Raw genomic sequence first — 19,234 nt, 5'->3', positions numbered from 1 at the left:
AAGTGAAGTCAGGCCGATTGCGATCACACATCGACCTAACTTCAAAACAGTTTTAGTTTACCGCAGCCTGTATCAAACCTTTTAATTGCTCGATTTCAGCAGCTGTCGCACTTTGCAAAGGCTGTCTTGGTGACCCAACTGAAAAGCCCAAGAGATTGAGCCCCGATTTCACTGTTTTCGGTAAGCCACCTTTGACAATGAAACTCAGTACAGGGAGTTGCTTATAAAATAGAGCCTGTGCGTTTGACAAATCACCCTGTTGAATCGCTTGATACAATTGCTTTGGCAGGACACCGAGTAAATTCGGTGCGGCAGTACACCATCCTGTCGCCCCAGCACAAAAGGCTTCCAATGCTAAGGGGTTAGAACCGTTATAAAATGGCAACTGACCCTGCGTTAAAGCATGAAATTTATGCATACGCTGAATATCACCCGTACTATCTTTGACCATGCAAATATTATCGATCTCGTTAAACATCTTCACGATCAATTCAGGTGACATATCAATCCCACTGGTGGCTGGATTGTTATAGACCATAATCGGCAACTTTACCGATGCAGCAATCTGCTGATAATAATCATAAATTTCTTGATCAGTGAGTTTCCAATAAGACACTGGAATCACCATAATCACATCTGCACCCAATTCCTCTGCTTTCTTGGCTTTTTGGATCGCCATTGCAGTGGTCAGTTCAGAAATTCCAAGAATTACGGGAACACGCTGATTCACCACTTCAATTGTGGTTTGCGCCACCTGTTGCCACTCTTGCCACGACAAATAAGCACTTTCTCCTGCACTGCCCAAAGGTGCAATCGCATCACATTGCGATTGCAATAGTGCATTCAAACTCATGCTCAAGGCTTCAAGATCAAGTTCTTGGCTGTCTGCTTTAAATGGTGTCACCGGATAAGCAATAATGCCTTCAATTTTCATGTGGTTCACTCCTCGATACAATCTTGATGGTTTTTCAAAGCCTTACGCGCGTAATAGGCGAAATTGACTTTGTTTCGCTTATCAGTAGACAACCAGTCATGTGCTTCTTTTGCCAGTTCATGTGGAATCGGCTGAATTTGCCCTGCTGACATCGCCAACAATTGCAAACGTGCTGCACGCTCAATCAACAACGCTAAATTACAAGCTTCCTCAATGGTCTTGCCTGCCACCAACTGACCGTGATGAGATAACAATACCGCCCGATTTTTTCCCAGTGCTTCAGAAATAAAAATGCCTTCTTCATTACCGACTGGCACCCCTGGCCATTCACCGACAAAAGAGCAATCTTCATAGAGGGCACAGGTATCCATTTGCGAAATAGCCAGTGGCACACGTAACATCGACAAGGCTGCAATATGGGTGGGATGGGTATGGATAATGCAATTCACTTCTGGATGCTGCTGGTAAATCCAAGTATGAAAACGGTTGGCTGGGTTGGCCATACCTTGCTGATCTAAAGGTTTAAGGTCTTGATCGACCACCAATAAATTGGCTGCGGTAATTTCATCAAAACCCAGACCAAAACGTTGTGTGATAAAGGTATTTTCTTGCTCGGCACGACAGGTAATTTGCCCGGCCAAGCCTGCATCGTGGCCATGATCAAATAAAATACGACAGGTCAGCGCCAATTTCTGTCGATCCGTGTAATTGATCTCTTGGATCAAATTCATGTTCTGCTGTGCGCTTTGCATCAATTGCTGTTTGCTGAGTAATGCGGTTTGCATAAGACCACCTCGCTACTGTTGATTTGTGGATGGGACAGATGCAGAATACGAAGTCTGTGGATGAGTTAAAATATCCAGTTTATAAAACTTATATGGTCCAGATCCGCATGCAGCAACCATGGAAGATCCGTCTTCATCTTGAAGAGCGAGAAGAAAAAACCATCTTTCTTAAGTTGGCCAATCAGATTATCGAAGACATTTTGTCTGGACGGTTAGGCTCAGGTTCGCGCCTGTCAGGCTCACGCTCGCTTGCGGATGAATTAAAGATTAATCGTAAAACCGTACAGTCGGTTTATGAAGATTTAGAAGCGCAAGGTTGGCTCATCTCCAAGCCACGGCAAGGGACGTTTGTGGCAGAAAATTTGCCTGAGTTAAAACATAAAAAAATGAATGCTGCGCCAAAACTCACGCCTTCACTCAGCACAGCAAGCCCAATACCAATCAAAAATGATGGCATTCCAGATACGCGACTGATTCCTTATGAACTATTTTCCCGTGCTTATCGACATGCTTTGATCCAAGTGACCCGTTCTCAAATCATGGGTTATGGCGATCCACAAGGCAGTATTGAATTACGTCAGGCATTGCTGCAAATGCTGTCAATGGAGCGCTTTATCAAAACCAGCGTGGACAATATCTGTGTGGTTCGCGGCAGCCAAATGGGGATTTTTTTGGCAGCTCGTGTTCTTGCTAAACAATCCCCTCAACGCAAGGTGATTGTGGTAGAGCAATGGTCTTATCCCCCCGCGATTGAAACCTTTCTTTCTCATCATTATCACATCGTTCGGGTTCGGCTGGATCAACATGGTCTTGATATTGAGCATCTTGAAGAACTATTAGAAAATCATGCTGTCGCTGCGATTTACACCACACCGCATCATCAATATCCGACTACAGTGACCATGCCGATGGATCGGCGCTTAAAATTATTGGAACTATCGAAAACTTTTGATTTTTATATTATTGAAGATGACTATGATCATGAATTTCATTATGACAGCCGCCCGATTCCGCCACTCATTAGCTTGCCGCATGCAGAAAAAGTCATTCATATTGGATCACTGTCTAAAGTCTTTGCCCCAAGTTTAAGAATTGGTTATGTGGTTGCCAATCGAGACATCATCCAAGCCATGAATCAGGACATATTATTGATTGATAAACAAGGCAATATCATCACTGAATTGGCGATGGCGGAGCTGATGCAACAAGGTGAAATTAAGCGCCATATTCGAAAAATGCGTAAGATTTATCAACAACGACGTGACTTTGCAGTGAATAACTTCAAGGCTTTATTTAAAGATCGAGTAGACATTAGCCCTCCGTTGGGAGGGATGGCGCTGTGGGTCAAATTCAAATTTCCTTATCGTGCTGAATATGACGAACTTTTGAATCAGCTGCATATTGATGCAGAAGCGCATTTTGCTGCTGAAAGCCAAGCATCAAATCAGCATTTTCATATCCGTTTTGGTTATGCCGCCATCAATGAAACTGAAATTTCACACATGGTCAGCCTGCTTTATGAGGCGTTTGACTCTAATCAATGAGTGATTCAAAAAGCGAAGTTTTATACGCCAAGGCGCAACTCCTGACTCCAAGTCGAATTAGGCTGCTGATACAGATGCCAACAGGTCTGTTGCAGCGATTGCATAAACTCACGATTGGCACTTTGCCAATGTGGTAACGCACAATAGACCACGTGAATTCCCTTGGGATGAAACTCTCGGGCTAACGACTGTGCCAAGGCTCGAATACTGTCAGATAGGCTTTGACCGAATAAATCTTGCTCGGATTGAACAGGCTGCTGCTGCCCTAAAAAAATCAAGGTGCCTTGCTGTTTGGGCAGCATCCGCCGAATCACAACTTGAGCAATACTGACCGCACTTAGACCAGTGTTTTGCCAATGGAACTCAAGCTGTGCAGCGGACAATGCATGGCTATTTTCAGGGAATACAAAGTCAGGTTGGAAAATACACAAATCGACAAAATGCCCTGCTGTTTGAATATGTTGCATACATTTTTTTAGCGCAGCAGCATCCAACAGATTCAGTCGCACACCGATCAGTCCTTCTGCTTGAGCTTCAATTTGTAGCTGTGTTTGGGTCGCATCATGCTGGAGTTGATAAACAGGGATATCACCATATTGAGCTTGCTCAGCAAAAAGTTGACTCAATGCTTGCACATCATTGCCCACAATCACCACGCAGGCCTGAACTTTTTGTTTGGATTGAAACCATTGTGGCAGTAACTTACTCATCTTAGAATTTCTCCTGATAAGGACGTACATCTAGTTCATGCGTCCATAAGTCAACATTTTGCTGATACAGCATCCAGTAATTTTCAGCAATCGCCTCAATATTTAAACCACCCGTGCCACGGGTTAACCGTGCCAGCCGTCCCAAGCCCCATAAGGCTTTATTAACACGATCACCATCGACCATTCCATCCACCACCACATGCGCCACATGGATATTTTGCGGGCGATAGAGTTCAGCCAAATTCAAGGCATAACTTCTCAACGCAGACTTGCCCATGGTAAATGCAGCAAAAAAAGGTTTACCTCGCAAAGATGCACTGGCACCGGTAAAAATCAGCGTGCCCTGCTGCTGTTTTTGAAAAATGCTTAAACTACGCTGCGCCACCAACACGGCAGACAAAAAGGTGGAACGCCACATTTGGCTAAAAAACTTCAGACTACTTTGTAAAAAGATAGAGGGAATATTACCGCCAACATTATGAATCACCGCTGCCAATGATTCTGGCTGATTGTTTAAATGATCAAATAAGGTCTGCACCTGCTGCTCGTTTTCAGCATCCAGCGCATAGGCAACAGCCTGTCCACCTTGGCGATTAATCGCTGCAGCGACCTTTTCGACCTTCTTTAACGTTCGCCCCACCACATAGACTTTGAATTTTTCCTGAGCAAAACGGCGACAGACAGCTGCACCAATCCCTTGCTCCGCACCTACGCCAACCACTGCAACAATAGCAATTGGCTGCGCTATATCTTGACTCGACCGATTCATAATAGTTGTATCCAATGCTGAATATGTGGATAGCTGTTAATTTTTGGTCCCCAAATTTTACTGGTTCGAACCACCTCTAACAGTTGAGAACCCACTGCAATATCAGCAATGGTTTTAGTCTCACCGACCAACCAGCCTGTTTGGCCTAATACCAGCTCAATCCGTTCTAAGTGACGTGTAAATTCTGCTTCGATATCCGCCTTTGCCATTCGCCCCGTACCTTGCATCTTCACTTGCATATTCAAAGCTGCTTTGAGCAAAGGTTTCATCAATACAATCTCATGCTTCGGACGACCTTCAGCACTAATGGCTACCGCATGATTCAAGGCATCAGCATCGCTCACCCGAAAGTACACTTCATAAAAATATAACAACTCGTCAGACCAATCTTCCCACAATTCAACATAGGCTTTTTGCAACGGATCCTTAGGATATAAAAGTGGCAAATCTGGATAAGCGTCATCCAGATAACGGGCAATTCGAGTACTGTCCTGAATGCGCTGTCCATTGATATCCAGTACAGGGACTTTACCGACTTTACTCAGCCTTGGCACTTTAGCCCCCAATACACCGTTGTAATTCACTGTTTGAAATGGAATTCCTTTAAACTGCAACATCCGTGCGACTTTTTTGCAGAACGGTGAAATTTCCCATTGATGTAAGACCACTGTACTCATTTTTATATTTCCATCTTTTATTGAATTAATCTGAATGACAAGCAAGCAGCACAATGCTGGCTCAACTTATCTTACAGATATTTATCCCTTTGGCGATGTGTAAGCGAGGATGATTTTTTTCTCGCTGATTAATGAATAAAAGTCGATTGTTCAGGCGATAAACCAATTTTGATTTTGGTTTTTGCTACGATTTCAGATTCATCAGTATCATTCGGATGGAAATCACGACGATAATAAGAGAAAAATTGCGGCACCAGTTTGCGATAGGCCTGCACGGTAAATCCTGCAAACTTAGCCCACGATTTCAGATTGAGTAATTGTTTGTCTCTGGACATCAACACCACTTGGTAGACATTCGAGAAGGTTGTAATGAGTACCAAGCTCAAACTAAAAATTGCGACGCGTGGAATATAGGCATCCAAACCTTTGCCATAGAGATATTCATACATATCATAGGCAACCGCTTTGTGTTCAGTTTCCTCAACACTATGCCACAGCCATAAATTACGGATCGTGGTATCAGTCATTAATTCATTGACGTTTTTCATCATTTCCACCACCAGTACCGCGGTGTAATGTTCCAAACCAACCGTAACCAAGAGATTCCACTTTTTCGGAAAGGTGCGTTCAATCGCCTTGAGGATGATGCCTGTCACTTTCTCCAGTGATTCTGGGTCTAGACCATATTGTTGCGCACTCACATGAAAAGCGTGATGTTCTTTGGAATGCATCGCCTCCTGACCAATAAAAGCCCCAATATCACGATCGAGTTGAGGGTTACTTTTGACTTGATCACGTAAAGCTCTTACTGAACGGACAAAATAAGACTCTCCTTCTGGGAACAGCGTGGAAAGGCCTGTGAAATAATGGGTAAACGTCGGTTCATCATTACACCAATATTTTGGCATGTCCTGAAATTCATAATCCATACGGCGTACTGGAAATGATGCAGGTATCTTTTGCTTTGATTTTTCTTTCAACTCTGACATAGACATAACTCACCTCAAGATAGATCTCAAAATAATAAGTTCCAAAAAAGAACTTAATAGAAAAATATAGATGGCTTGATAAGTTGTCAATAAAGAGAATATCTTAATCACTCAAGTTGTCCTAAAATGACAGCCTGCTTCCTGTAAAGACATATAGATGGTATTGCGATGAAATGGCATGAGCTCGGAGAAATGAATTGTCCAATTGCGCGGACTTTGTCGATTTTTGGCGACCGCTGGACCTTGCTGATTATTCGTAATGCCTTTATGAAAACCCGACGTTTTGATGATTTTCAAAAGCAACTCGGGATTACCCGTCATTTGCTGACCGAGCGTATTAACCGTTTGGTGGAACACAAGATTTTTGAAAAGGTGCTGTATCACGAAGCACCAAAACGCTATGAATATAAATTAACGGAAAAAGGCTTAGCCCTGTACCCGATTATTGTCACCATGAGCACTTGGGGCAATATCTGGCAGAATGAAAATAAGCAATTTCCCGAACTGCGCTATCTGCATAAAAGCTGTGGTCAGCTAACCAGCCCAAGTCTGACTTGTGATTGTTGTAAGCAACCCATTGATGCCAGAGAAATGGCGCCTGTTTACGTGCCAATTGGTGATGAAGAATAAGGATATTTAAATATGCTTATTTATATTCAGTAATGAAGGTTTAACAATTTTTAAATCAAATTCAGTAATTACAATAAAAAAATCCAGTATCTAAACTGGATTTTTTATACGTTTCACTTACCAGTTAATTTTCAACCCCAGTGAACCATTCAACGCTTCACCAAAATTGCCTGCACCATATCCCCCCCCTGCCCAATATTTTTTATTGAATAGGTTATTAATATTGGCATTCAATACCGCATCGTATTTATTCAGTTTAAAATTATACGATGTTCCCAAATTCACAACCGTATAAGCGGGCACTTTCATTTCGTTGCTATTGGTAATATACGAAGATCCGTTGTAACGGACATTGCCATGTACACTTAAGCCCTCAAGCATAGGCAATGTATATTCAGCACTGGTAACCGCTTGCCATTTTGCAGCAAATGCAGGGCTATTCCCTTCAATTGCTTTGTTCTCATCCGAGACACGATTAATTTCTCCATCTAAACGAAGAAATCCTAAACCGAGCTTTAATTGGTCTGACGGTTTATAACTCCCGTTCATTTCTACACCCTGATAGGTGGTCAAACCATCTTGGGTCAAATATTTTAGGCCATCTCGAATAATATCCATCGCTTCGACACGCTCAACTCGGAATAATGCAGAGCTCAAGCTGAATTGATCAAGATCATATTTAAATCCAGCTTCGTATTGTTTACTGACCGTTGCGTCGAGCTGACCACCCGCATTCGCATAAGGTGCTTCGATCCGCTGCCCCCGTTCAATTCCCTCAACATAACTGGTATAGAATGTGGCTTCTGGAATCGGTTTATAAATGAGTGCGACGGTAGGTGTTGCCTTTTTAGTACTATAGCCATTTGCAGCACCACTAGCAGCTTCGTTATCAAAATAGGTATAACGAAGCCCTAGAATTGCCTGCCACTTTGGACCAAAATGAAGGGTGTCACTGAAGTAGCCATAAGTCTGGCTTTCTGGTGTGCTTTCTGGAGATAAAGCAAAATCAGCTTTATGGGTGATTCTATAATCTGGTTTGCGGTAAATGTTTCCCTTGAAATAATCTCCCCAGAAAAATTCTGAATATTTATCAAAGTTTCTAATAAAACCCGTGCCTGCAACCAACTCATGATTGATGAATCCTGTTTGCACATTGCCCGTGATTTGCAACTGATTCAGAAAGTATTGGGACAAGCCTGCAAAGCTATATAAATTTCCTTCGTAATCGCCCTGTTCATTTGCAATGTTGGCAAATATTTTATTGGATAAATGCTTTTTGCGGGTATATCCAAAGTCATATTTAGCAGTCCAGTCATCATTAATCTGCCACTTTAAATTTGTAGATGCGACTAAAGTGGCTGTCTTGTAGTAAGAACCATCAATATTTAAATTAGAATAATCATAGGTAACTTTGGGTAGCTTGCCTTTACTACCTAGCACGTCATAACTATCGAGGTAGAATTGAATCGGTTCATGCTTTCTATCGTTATATTCATAAATCGCGTTTGCTTGCCAGGTTATACGATCTGTCAGTTGTTTATCCACTGCAAGCGATGTCAAGAAACGGCTATTGTCTGTATCATTATAAGCCTTCCCTGTATCCCCACCGATGGTAAAACGATAATCTAAATCAAGGCTATCCAGATGATTACTGTTGTCTACGTACGCAGAAAATAAGCTACTGTCACGATAGTCGAGCTGAACACTACTTTGTGGCGTCGCTGTTGGTCGCTTGGTTTGATAGCTAATCGCCCCTCCAGGGGTACCAAAACCATACATAAAACCTGTCAATCCCTTCAAGGCGGTGACACTATCAGTAACTTCTACAGGGAAATCCCCACCCCAAGATAAATACATGGGAACATCATCAACATAATAATTACGGACCCCCAGTCCTCGAATTTGTGTTCCCCACCAATCTGTCGTCATCGAGTTGGTTGGCGTATAAACAGAGGCATCATTGGCAAAAATTTGCCCAATAGATTTCGCACCACGTTTTTCAATATCACTGCGCTCAACCACCGTGATAGAAAACGGTGTATCTAAGATAGTTTTATTCCCTAATACACCTGATTTTGTTTGTTTTTTTAAGCCTGTCTGTAGATCATCCGCAGCTACTTTAATCACTGGAAGTTGGGAGGTGTTATCTATCGCCGCCTGTGCTGAGCCATTCACCGCAATATTTTTGAGTTGTCCAACTTCACGAACCTGTTTTGCTGGAGGATTTTTAATTTTTTCAATGCTCCAGCCGCCATGATCACGCTGAACCAGTTGTAGATTGGTCCCTTTCAAAAGTTGCTCAAACCCTTGAGCAATACTATAAGAGCCACTTAAACCTTGTGTATTGATTCCTTTGGTTAATGCAGGGTCAAATGACAATGCTATACCTGATTGCATTGCAAAACTGGATAATGCTTGCCCCAATTGTCCTGAAGCAATTTCATAATGATGCTGTACTTGTTCATCTGCTGCATGGACTGCAACCGAAATGCCACATACGGCTGTGAGTAAAGCGATCCTAATTGCTCGTGTGAGCACAGTTTTTCCCTGTTGAGCGTACATATTCCCCCCTTATCAATAAGAATGGTACCTTCCTTATCTATGCCAGTTAAAAAAAGAAATCAGCTCACGGAAAACAGATTTTTTTGTTTTTATTTTGCACTTTGAATCATGGTCCAATAACCGCCTGCATATTGCTCAACCTTTAAAGCATAGGTTTGCTCAAGCATTGCATAAACCTTAGGCAAATCATCAATCGGATAAGTCCCCGATATTTTTATATTTTCAATTTCAGCATCTACACGAATTAAACCTTTTTGATAAGGCTGTAAACGACTAATAAATTCTTTTACTGTCAGATCATTCACCATTAAAAAGCCTTTTGTCCAAGCTATATGACTCTCATCAAGCGGTTTTATTTTGTCGATTTTTTGCTTATCAAAACTGAGCTGTTGTTTGATTTCAACAATTTGCTTTTGTTGTGATTGATAGGGAGAAACCAGCACCTTTCCTTTGGTAACCGTGACATAAGAAGACTCAGGCATCATTTTGACCAGATATTTTGTCCCTAATGCTTGTACCGTCCCTTGTTGAGTCGTCACGATAAATGGACGATTGAGTGAGTCATGTTGCGTTTCGATCCAGATTTCACCTTTACGCAAAATAATCTTTCTTTGATGATCTGTATATTCAACATCAATTGCAGAAGCTGCATTTAGTAAGAGCTTTCCGCCGTCTGGTAGAACAATGCTTTTCCGTTCCCCAATTCCACTACGATAATCGGCAAACCATTGTTGTTGTTGACTAGTCAAATATAGGCCTGAAAAAATAGGGAACAAAGCCAATAACCAGAGATATTTCTTATCATATTGCTTTGATGAGTAGCTGACTTTTTGTACAACCGGTATCGCAACTTCAATTGGCACATCTGAAAATTTGGATTGTAGCAGTAACGCTTTTTGCCAAACTTTTTGGTGCAGAGAACTTTCTTGCTGCCACTTCTGTAACTGTTCGAGTTCCTCTAATGAAAGTTCCCTTTCCTGCATACGCATAAGCCATGCAATCGCTTGCTCTAAAATTTGCTGCTTATCCACGTTGGACATAAGTCTAAATATCCTCAGCAGCCAACATTGCATTCAAACAATGCAGATACGCTCGCTGGATATTACGTTTTACCGTACTGACTGAAATACCGAGCCTATCCGCAATCTCTTGATATTTTAATTTTTCCAACTGAGCATAAAGAAAAGTTAAAAGTACCGTATAAGGTAACTCCGCCAGTAACTGCACAATTTCGGTCAATGTTTCAATAATTAAAACTTGACGCTCTGGTGATGGATGTTCATGTGCAGGTTGTTCAACAAGAATCTCAAGATAAGTTCGCTCAATCTCCTTCCGCTGTAACCAATTCACCATGAGTCCTTTTGCAACATGGACTAAATAAGCACGGGGTTGCTGTAATTCGAGTTGTTGTTGCCGAGCCAGAATCCGAACAAAAGTGTCTTGCGCGAGATCAGCAGCATCGTCTGAGCTTCCTAATTTTTTATACAACCAATGATAAATCCACGTATGATGTTGCTCATATAATGTTGTAAGCTGTTGGTTGATTGCGGAAGAAGACATGGAATAGCCATTCCATCATATAAATAATAATTATTATCATTTAAAGTTTATTTAAATTCAATTGTAATTTATCGCAAAATATAGCCTCAGCTTAAGCTCTACTCTATTGATACTCTCTACCACACTCCATAAATATAATTAATATAAATCAATATCTTAAATAATTATTATCTTTTACGGTTTTAAAAACTGACAGCCCGACATTATGCACCAATCAATCTGGTAGAAATCATTGCATAATCTCTACGCTTAAAATCACTTTAAGGAAGATGTTTTAGTCAGAACGGACCGTATTGGATAGTGAAAAGCTGTGCAAAATAAAGAGGCAATCAAAAAATAAATATCACATTAGAGGCTTATTTTGATGGCGAATTCGGCTGTATAGTTCAAGTTAAATAAATCACATAACACAATGTTATATATCAATTTTTACTTATATTTAATTTCATTTTTTATTCAATCTCTTTCCATTTCCCTCTCTTCCTTAAAGACATTAGCTATATATAAAATAAAACTAAGACTAATTTAGCCCTAGTTTTGTTGACAAATAACTAAGACAAAGTTAATCTCTGTTTAAGCAATAACTGTTTTGAGTCTTCATGGCATATATAACCTCGAGTGTGGAATACGGAATTCATTGCCTTCTGTTCCTTGTAAACAATGAAGAAAGACCACTTAGCAGCCGTGACTTAGCTGAATTACAAGGTGTTTCACCGAGCTTTCTAGCAAAGATATTTCCCAAGTTAGAAAAAGCTGGAATTGTGGTCGCACAAGAAGGTATCCGTGGTGGATATTTACTTGCACGTCCTGCCAATGAAATCAGTTTTCTCGATATTATTGATGCGATTGAGGGTGTTAAACCTCTTTTTGACTGTCAAGAAGTTCGCGGAAGATGTGCTGTTTTTAACAATGAAACTCCTGCATGGGCGACTGATGGTGTTTGTGCAGTACACGCGGTCATGCAACAAGCAGAAAATGCCATGAGAACTGCATTATCGACCCATTCTCTGGCCGATGTTTCGGAACGCTTTGGTAGAAAAGCCCCAGACGTATTCTTTAGTGATGTGAATGGCTGGATTAATAACCGTATGAATGGAAGAACCTCAAAAATGCGGAAAAGCTCCTCTTCTTGAGACAAACCCTAGTTCATTCCAGATAAATCTATTTTTTAACACCTTATTTTTTCTCTTATTTCTCGATTTATACGGGAAAGAATTTGCTCACCCTGAATTTAATGTTTGAACACAATTTAAACAAACTTATTTGCGGAACAAAAAGGATAAACTCATGACTAAACGTATCATCATTGCAGGTTCTGGCTTCGCTGGCTTGTGGGCTGCGATCTCTGCTCAAAGAGCAATTGCCCTCGCAGATCAAGAAAGTGACATTGAAGTACTCATGGTTTCACCATCCCCTCACCTAGCGATTCGGCCACGACTTTATGAACAATCACTTGAAAATATGAATCCTGATCTTTCTCCACTGCTTAATGCAATCGGCGTAAAGCATATTGCGGGCATTGTGGAACACATTGATGAAAATAAGCAGGAGGTTCAAATTAAAGAGTCCAATGGTAAAAATACGATTATTGCTTATGATCGTTTTATTTTAGCGACAGGCAGCACTGCATTTTTACCGAATATCCCAGGACTTTCTCAATATGCTTTCAACGTCAGCAATCTAGCAGGAGCAGAAGAACTTGAACAACATCTCAAAGGCTTAGCTCAAAAACCATTCAGTACAGCTCGGAATACCGTGGTTGTGGTTGGTGGTGGTCTAACTGGAATCGAAACTGTAACTGAAATGCCAGAACGATTACGCAATATTTTAGGTTCAACTGATAGTCTTCGTATTGTGCTGATTGACTCATCTAAAGAAATTGGGAGTGCGATGGGCAATACAGCAGCAACTATTGTCCAAGAAGCATTCACTGAAATGGGCATTGAAGGCAAAGCAAATGTTGTGGTTACCGCATTAGATTCATCTGGTGTAACACTTTCAAATGGCGAAAAAATTGAAAGTGATACCATTATTTGGACAGCAGGTATGCGTGCACATCCACTCACCGCCCAAATCTCAGGTGAAAAAGATCATCTAGGTCGCGTACTTGGTGATTCTTTCTTGCATGCGCCTGCTGCAAAAAATATTTTTGTCACAGGTGATACGGTCAAAGCCGCTACAGATGAGCATGGCAACTTTACCGTTATGTCCTGCCAACATGCCTTAAGTCTAGGCCGCGTTGCAGGTCATAATGCTGCTGCTGAACTAGTCGGGTTAGCTTCTCATCCCTACAGCCAACCTAAATATGTAACATGTTTAGATTTAGGCGCTTGGGGTGCTTTATTTACCGAAGGTTGGGATCGTCAAGTTCGTATAGTAAGAGACGAAGCAAAGAAAGTTAAACAAGAAATTAATACTGTCTGGATCTACCCACCAGCACCTGATCGTGAAGCGGCTTTTGCTATCGCAAATCCTGACTATATTATTGTTCAATAAATGCTAGACACCTCTCAATACTGCTATTGAGAGGTATCTTTACAATTTCAACATGCTCATTTTTTGACTTGCGTTAAGCTTTTTGGTTAATCAGTCATTAGAAAGGTATGACATTGGAAAGACTTAATTCAGTCTTTGTATCAAACCCAATAACCATATGATGAAACGCTTTGCAAACTGGATGCATGGCGGTAAAAATGAAATAGAGATGGGAGAATTACAGACTGACTGAACCTGTCGAAAGCCTGTCCAATAAAAAGCCATTTAAAAAATGGCTGATTTATATGAGGAGTTTTGGTAGAGATAACATCTGTTGAATTAAATCAATAATGTCATGCTTTATATTAATTTTATTTAAGAATTCAAATTTACCCAATCTTGCTCCACACCCTTTTGTACATTTTTAATGGGTTAAAAACGCTCACTGCATAAGCTTAAAAGGAGCATATTTACTTTCTAATGTACTTTCATGTTTGCTTCAGTTAAGTAAGCTTTCTTGCTAGTTTTGTTCCATAAACAGAGTTCTTGACCCGTTTTGTTTTTCATATGTGCTTGCGGATATTGCCCCTGAATCAGGAGTGCAGAGTATCCAACACGATCATCAAACAGCATGATATTACTCACTGGCTTGGCATTTTTAAGTTGGCTAGCTTTTATGCAAGCCATTTTTATTTCTTGATCATGTTTGTTCCACGCCTGCTCAGAACTTGCAAAAGTCACGCTTGTGATGGCAGAACTTGCCACAAGCCCCAAAATAGAAAAACATTTAAAAAAGATACTATGCGGTACTGCCATGATACTTGTCCTATAAATTCTACTATCTGAATCCATACTAAATAATCCTATGAGGGAATCTAGCTATTTATACATGTTGTAACAGCACTCATTCAGGATTACACATAATCATTAAAAGTTATTCATTATTTATTTTTCACAATACAAATTAAATACTTAAGAAATTAAGCTCCCTTCTGAAAGCAATCTGCAATGGCTGTTATAAAGCTCTTAAATATATTAAATACGAGGCAGGTCATACAGTTGCTGACGTACTTCTGTTTTTTGATCCACTATCCAAGTTCTCTTCACTTCCCACCTCAAAACTGGTATTGCCGTAACCTTGTCGTGCCACAAATCCAGAGGCTCTTAAGAAAATCCTGCGTCCTTGCTCTTTTTATTGATTAGTTTGCTAGATGATGAAACGCTATGCAAAATGGATGCATGAAGATAAAAATAAGGCTGAAATTGCAAAGCTGAAAATTGATTAAAACTGATTTCTATTCATGAGACCTTTTTAGGTCTCTTTTTTTACGCCACATTTTAATGTGGGGAAAATGTGGCAATAAAAAAGCCACTTAAAAAAGTGGCTTTTTTATATAACGAATTTTGGTGGAGATGGCGTCAGTTGAATTCAATCAATAACCTACTGTTTTATTTATTTTTTATTTTCATGCAATTCAAATTTACCCAATCTTGACCCATTATCTCGATGTTGATTATTGCTCTGATCTTGTCTCATCCACATTGAGCTCCTCAAAAATATCAATCGTATTTTAAAGCTAGCATTACTCTCTCCCTGTCTTGATACATGATCCAAAGCTTCTTGATAAAATTCTGCTGCCTTGCTGTGTACCAATCTGTTTAGCTGAATAACACAAGGTTAAGTCAAGATAATAAATCAGAATACGATAACTTGACTTGTACTTTTTCCACACTGGGTTAACTGTAAGGGTAAACAAGAAAGTACGTCACCTGCTGCTGCATGGTAGCAACTCAGTTTTGCTGCCAGAGTTCAGATGCTGTTAAAGCTAGTAGTTCTAAAGATAAATGAGTCCTACACATTGGATTCATATGACGCGAAAGGAAGAATATGTCAGAGAAAACAGATGATTAGTCATCTTCAAAAAGCTGCTGTATAGTCATGGCGACCAGTGAACCAGACACAGCCAATAACAGTTTCATGTACCACATGCCATACCAAGCTTTTTGCTGCGTAACGATAATCTTAGTATCATTAGCTGCTGCCCAGTCAAGTAAGGAATAGCTAGAACTTTTTAATGAATAGAAATCTAGTAAAGGATGGAAACACAGGGTAGCGACTGCCCCTGAAATTGCAAAGAAAGTTATTCTGGAAACAATCAATACTTCATTGTTGTATTTGCCTATAATGTATAATAGCGGGATTATTGTGGCTGTAAATAACAATGTCCAACTCGCCGTCTTATAGTCATAGCCATATTTTAGACTAAACAAACATTGAATCATGAGCAGTAAAAAGATGAAACTTATAATTGATCCCATAACACTCCATTGTTAATCAGATAATTATTCTTACGATTGTTTTCAAAAACAAAAAAGGGAACTATTTAGTAAATGATAACGAACCAAGGACTGTCAGAATTATTTAAGTTATCACCTTAATACAAATTACCTAAGATAATTAGTAATCACATGAATACACTTACAGATGAACATACTCAATTCATCAGACTAATTTTGAATGATGGAAAGTCTATTTCTAATATTTACAGAACTCATGTAAACCCCTTGGACATGAATGTTGTTCCATACAGTTTTATCTAAATCTCTGGCATTTCACCATTGCCCAAATAGATTAGCTGCCAAATAGGGTATATTCTGCCCGAAGATTCATTATTGTTGAAAATTATTCAGACTAGAGGTTCTAAGTAACTGAAGACTAAATTATGATGTTGGACTATCAGTCCTTATCCAAACCGCAGAACGCCCTAATACTGACACACCGATATAACCTCTTACTTTGAGGCGTTTACCATCTTCAGATAATCGCATCTTGCCTGAATAGATTTTTCCTGAAGTTGGATCAATAAATTTACCTTTTACATAGGTACTTGGATCTTTAGGATCTTGAATCAAATTTGTCATGAACTCTAAACCTAAGCGTGGTTTATTGGTATAAGGAGCTGGACAATTTGTACAATTTTCTGAACCTGTTCCACCTCTAAGATTCGGATAAATATAAACCGTTTTTCCCCGATAAGTTCCATCCCCAGCTTTCTTGATTTCGATAATGGCTGATTGTTCACTTGTACGGTCACTAATAACCCTCCAATACCCCTCAACCGAAGCTGCAAAAGTTGTTAGGCTTGTGGACATAATAGTGAGACACACGATTCCTTTCATGAGCACTTTTTTAAACATGTTTACTCCATATTTTCATAAATTTAAGCTGATTTAGTTTTTTAAGGGAGTTACTCCGTCTCTTTTCCATGAAGAATCGAATTAACATTCTTACGGTAAGAAAAAGACCTAGCTTTCTCTTACCGCCTTGAAATTTTTATTGTTGTTGAATTTGTTGTGAAAGTTTCACGTCATTCCAACGATTGGCACGTTTAAATGACCCCACATCATTGAATCTTACCCCCATGTCACGCATGACTTTATGTGCAACAGGTACTGTCATTTGACGAAGATAAAATGGTTCTTTGACAACAAAGTGGTGAATTGCATGAGTTGAACCAAAATTAAAGCAGAACAATTGAAATGGCATCATCCACCAAGGTGTCAACACCTGCGTTTGCTGAATCACATTCCCTAGTTCAACGTCACCATAGTAGTGCATATTACTGGTGACAAAGTGCAAGCAGAAGGTACGTAATACATTAGGGGCAACCCAAATCACAGTTAAAATATTGACAATACTCATTGCTTGTAATGTGGTTGCTGACCATGCAATCGGTGCATCGGCTAGACTAAAAACGAAACTGAGTGCGTGGAATCCAAGGAAGACGTACCAAAGTCCCCAGTGAATCCAACCCATTGGAAAATAAGCTGCCAAACTACGTTTGATAATGCGTTTACGTGTATCCCAATCTTTGATCGAAAGTGCTCTAAATAAAACAGCGAGGCCATTATCACCAGTCGCAAAAAAACGACGAATTCCCCAGCGCTCTCCATTCCACAATGCTCTTTCTTCAATATCACTTTCTGTACCAGAGGTTTTGTGGTGGTTGAAATGTAATTCACGACGTGCCCATGGGTTAATGGTACTTGGACGAGCCAACCAAACCAATCCCATCATTAAATGATGAGCCCAAGGCTTTTTACGGAAATACATCCAGTGAATTAAATCATGTTCTAACTCATGGGTTAAAGATGCAAAAAAGGCAATCAGTGGAATAGTCCACCAGACAGAGAGTTGCTGTTCAATATAGAAATAAGCAGTAACCACCATCCCTAGTAATGAAAAAGCTAAAATAAAAGCGCCAATCGCATTTTGATGATTCAAAATGGGAAAGCGTTTTCGCAAGGCAACACCTTCAGCTGTTACCACACGTTTAATATGCTCAGTTTTTTGAGCATCAGTCATACCTGTTGGATCTTTATAAGAGTAGCTCATTTATTTTTCCTTAATCTCCTAATGGTTCTACTTTATTCAGATCCTTAAAAGTGTTCTTAACTGGAAACGCCAATTTATTGGCTATTGATGCCAATTCATTATTGAAGATAGAAATCATTAAAATTATTTTAAAAAAATCTTTTATACTGAACTGAGGAAATTGAATTAAAAGTTATAGGATATAACATGCCACAGACTGCAACAGCCTTGACGAGTTGGGTTAAGGCAATTCAAAAAGCCCTTGAAAAAGCAGGTTGTGATAGTAAAAGTTTAATTGAACAAGCTGGTTTAGATATTCAGGCGCTTAATAATCCAGATGCTCGATACTCATTACAGCAGACAGCACATTTATGGAAATTAGCAACGGAAGCGACTCAAGACTCCTGTTTTGGACTTAAAGTCGCCAGCCAAGTCAATCAACATACGTTTCATGTACTCGGACATTCTCTTGCCACAAGTACCACGTTGAAAGAACTGTTCTTAAGAATAATCAGATATTTTAGGTTAGTGACCGATATTCCTAATCTAGAATTTTATGAGAAAGGTCAAAATCACTACTTTGTTATCCATGTTCCTGATGAGGTTCAGCCCGAATCAATAGATGCTTTTATTTCAGTTTTTATCCGTTCCAGTCGAGCTTTACAGGGTTCACTTTTCTCTCCCTTAAGAATAGAGTTGAGACGTTCTGAACCAACGGATATAGAAACCTATCGGAGTATTATAAAAGCGCCACTGATTTTTGATGCTCCTAAAGACATGATTGTTTTTGATACAGCAAGTATAGAACTGCCATTAGAGGGCGCTAACCCCATACTTTCTCAGGAATATGATGAAATTATCATGCGCTATCTAGCTCGCTTTGATAAGGAAAATATTCAGGCACGTATCAAGGTAAAAATCATTGAAAATTTGGCGGCTGGCGAAATTCAACAACAAGAGATTGCAAAAAGCCTTGGACTTAGTACGCGTAGCCTGCAACGTAAACTTTCGTTAGAGAACACATCTTATAGTGAAATATTGGATAATACTCGGCAGGAACTAGCTATTTCTTATATTAAAAACAATTCATATAGTATTACGGAGATTGCTTATATTCTTGGCTTTACAGATGTGAGTAGCTTTACACGGGCTTTTCGACGCTGGACCAACTTCTCCCCTTTACACTATCGAGAACAATGTAATTAAGTTTGGATTCATTGTGCA

18 protein-coding genes and 1 pseudogene are annotated in these 19,234 nt (G+C 39.9%); 5 read left to right on the top strand and 14 right to left on the bottom strand.

Annotated features, from left to right (window positions below):
- Positions 1-52: 52 nt before the first annotated feature.
- Together MMO42_RS14470 and MMO42_RS14465 are read right to left on the bottom strand one after the other, a co-directional pair.
- On the bottom strand, positions 53-934 hold the full coding sequence (locus MMO42_RS14470; RefSeq protein ID WP_241321042.1) for a dihydrodipicolinate synthase family protein: 882 nt from the start codon (positions 932-934) through the stop codon (positions 53-55).
- 5 nt (positions 935-939) lie between these two features.
- Positions 940-1,719: an aldolase gene (locus tag MMO42_RS14465; RefSeq protein ID WP_241321041.1), complete on the bottom strand. Its 780-nt coding sequence runs from the start codon at positions 1,717-1,719 to the stop codon at positions 940-942.
- 38 nt (positions 1,720-1,757) lie between these two features.
- On the opposite strand from MMO42_RS14465, the gene MMO42_RS14460 reads away from it, so the two are divergent.
- The gene (locus MMO42_RS14460; RefSeq protein WP_241321040.1) at positions 1,758-3,263 is read left to right on the top strand and encodes a PLP-dependent aminotransferase family protein; all 1,506 of its coding nucleotides are present in this window, start codon (positions 1,758-1,760) and stop codon (positions 3,261-3,263) included.
- Positions 3,264-3,283: 20 nt separating this feature from the next.
- Here the strand turns inward: MMO42_RS14460 and MMO42_RS14455 are convergent, their stop codons facing one another.
- The 4 genes from MMO42_RS14455 to MMO42_RS14440 form a co-directional block, all read right to left on the bottom strand.
- Entirely contained in the window at positions 3,284-3,973 is a 690-nt protein-coding gene (locus MMO42_RS14455) for an oxidoreductase (RefSeq protein WP_241321039.1), read from the bottom strand.
- 1 nt (position 3,974) lies between these two features.
- A complete protein-coding gene (locus MMO42_RS14450) occupies positions 3,975-4,742 on the bottom strand; it encodes an SDR family NAD(P)-dependent oxidoreductase (protein ID WP_241321038.1) in 768 nt (255 codons plus the stop codon).
- Positions 4,739-5,419: a glutathione S-transferase family protein gene (locus tag MMO42_RS14445; RefSeq protein WP_241321037.1), complete on the bottom strand. Its 681-nt coding sequence runs from the start codon at positions 5,417-5,419 to the stop codon at positions 4,739-4,741. Before MMO42_RS14445 ends, MMO42_RS14450 begins: the two co-directional genes overlap by 4 nt.
- 128 nt (positions 5,420-5,547) lie before the next feature.
- Complete coding sequence (locus tag MMO42_RS14440) at positions 5,548-6,414, bottom strand: metal-dependent hydrolase (RefSeq protein ID WP_005292424.1); 867 nt, start codon at positions 6,412-6,414, stop codon at positions 5,548-5,550.
- Between the two features lie 162 nt (positions 6,415-6,576).
- Between MMO42_RS14440 and MMO42_RS14435 the strand changes: the two genes are divergently transcribed.
- Entirely contained in the window at positions 6,577-7,038 is a 462-nt protein-coding gene (locus MMO42_RS14435) for a helix-turn-helix domain-containing protein (RefSeq protein WP_241321036.1), read from the top strand.
- A gap of 117 nt (positions 7,039-7,155) precedes the next feature.
- On the opposite strand, the gene MMO42_RS14430 is transcribed toward MMO42_RS14435, so the two are convergent.
- The 3 genes from MMO42_RS14430 to MMO42_RS14420 form a co-directional block, all read right to left on the bottom strand.
- Entirely contained in the window at positions 7,156-9,600 is a 2,445-nt protein-coding gene (locus MMO42_RS14430) for a TonB-dependent receptor (RefSeq protein WP_241321035.1), read from the bottom strand.
- Positions 9,601-9,689: 89 nt separating this feature from the next.
- Positions 9,690-10,640, bottom strand: a complete 951-nt coding sequence (locus MMO42_RS14425) for a FecR domain-containing protein (RefSeq protein ID WP_241321034.1) — start codon at positions 10,638-10,640, stop codon at positions 9,690-9,692.
- Between the two features lie 4 nt (positions 10,641-10,644).
- Positions 10,645-11,160 carry a sigma-70 family RNA polymerase sigma factor gene (locus MMO42_RS14420; RefSeq protein ID WP_241321033.1) on the bottom strand — a complete coding sequence of 172 codons (516 nt, stop codon included), beginning with the start codon at positions 11,158-11,160 and terminating at the stop codon, positions 10,645-10,647.
- A 599-nt stretch (positions 11,161-11,759) separates the two neighbouring features.
- Between MMO42_RS14420 and MMO42_RS14415 the strand changes: the two genes are divergently transcribed.
- Positions 11,760-12,293 carry an Rrf2 family transcriptional regulator gene (locus MMO42_RS14415; protein WP_241321032.1) on the top strand — a complete coding sequence of 178 codons (534 nt, stop codon included), beginning with the start codon at positions 11,760-11,762 and terminating at the stop codon, positions 12,291-12,293.
- 154 nt (positions 12,294-12,447) lie between these two features.
- Complete coding sequence (locus tag MMO42_RS14410) at positions 12,448-13,656, top strand: FAD-dependent oxidoreductase (RefSeq protein ID WP_241321031.1); 1,209 nt, start codon at positions 12,448-12,450, stop codon at positions 13,654-13,656.
- Between the two features lie 456 nt (positions 13,657-14,112).
- Here the strand turns inward: MMO42_RS14410 and MMO42_RS14405 are convergent, their stop codons facing one another.
- The 5 genes and pseudogenes from MMO42_RS14405 to MMO42_RS14385 form a co-directional block, all read right to left on the bottom strand.
- Positions 14,113-14,451, bottom strand: coding sequence for a hypothetical protein (locus MMO42_RS14405; protein ID WP_241321090.1), 339 nt, complete (start codon positions 14,449-14,451; stop codon positions 14,113-14,115).
- 751 nt (positions 14,452-15,202) lie between these two features.
- Positions 15,203-15,502, bottom strand: a pseudogene (locus MMO42_RS14400) (hydrolase or metal-binding protein); the annotation flags it as partial.
- A 41-nt stretch (positions 15,503-15,543) separates the two neighbouring features.
- The gene (locus tag MMO42_RS14395; protein WP_241321030.1) at positions 15,544-15,954 is read right to left on the bottom strand and encodes a hypothetical protein; all 411 of its coding nucleotides are present in this window, start codon (positions 15,952-15,954) and stop codon (positions 15,544-15,546) included.
- A gap of 402 nt (positions 15,955-16,356) precedes the next feature.
- Entirely contained in the window at positions 16,357-16,833 is a 477-nt protein-coding gene (locus tag MMO42_RS14390; protein ID WP_241321029.1) for a DUF2147 domain-containing protein, read from the bottom strand.
- 136 nt (positions 16,834-16,969) lie between these two features.
- Positions 16,970-18,001, bottom strand: a complete 1,032-nt coding sequence (locus tag MMO42_RS14385; RefSeq protein ID WP_241321089.1) for a fatty acid desaturase — start codon at positions 17,999-18,001, stop codon at positions 16,970-16,972.
- Between the two features lie 216 nt (positions 18,002-18,217).
- On the opposite strand from MMO42_RS14385, the gene MMO42_RS14380 reads away from it, so the two are divergent.
- Positions 18,218-19,216 carry an AraC family transcriptional regulator gene (locus MMO42_RS14380; RefSeq protein WP_241321028.1) on the top strand — a complete coding sequence of 333 codons (999 nt, stop codon included), beginning with the start codon at positions 18,218-18,220 and terminating at the stop codon, positions 19,214-19,216.
- The last annotated feature ends 18 nt before the right edge of the window (positions 19,217-19,234 follow it).

The organism is Acinetobacter sp. ANC 3882, from assembly GCF_022549545.1.
Classification (GTDB): domain Bacteria; phylum Pseudomonadota; class Gammaproteobacteria; order Pseudomonadales; family Moraxellaceae; genus Acinetobacter.
The sequence above is the reverse complement of the archived record's forward strand: the minus strand, read 5'-3'. Positions and strand labels throughout refer to the sequence as shown.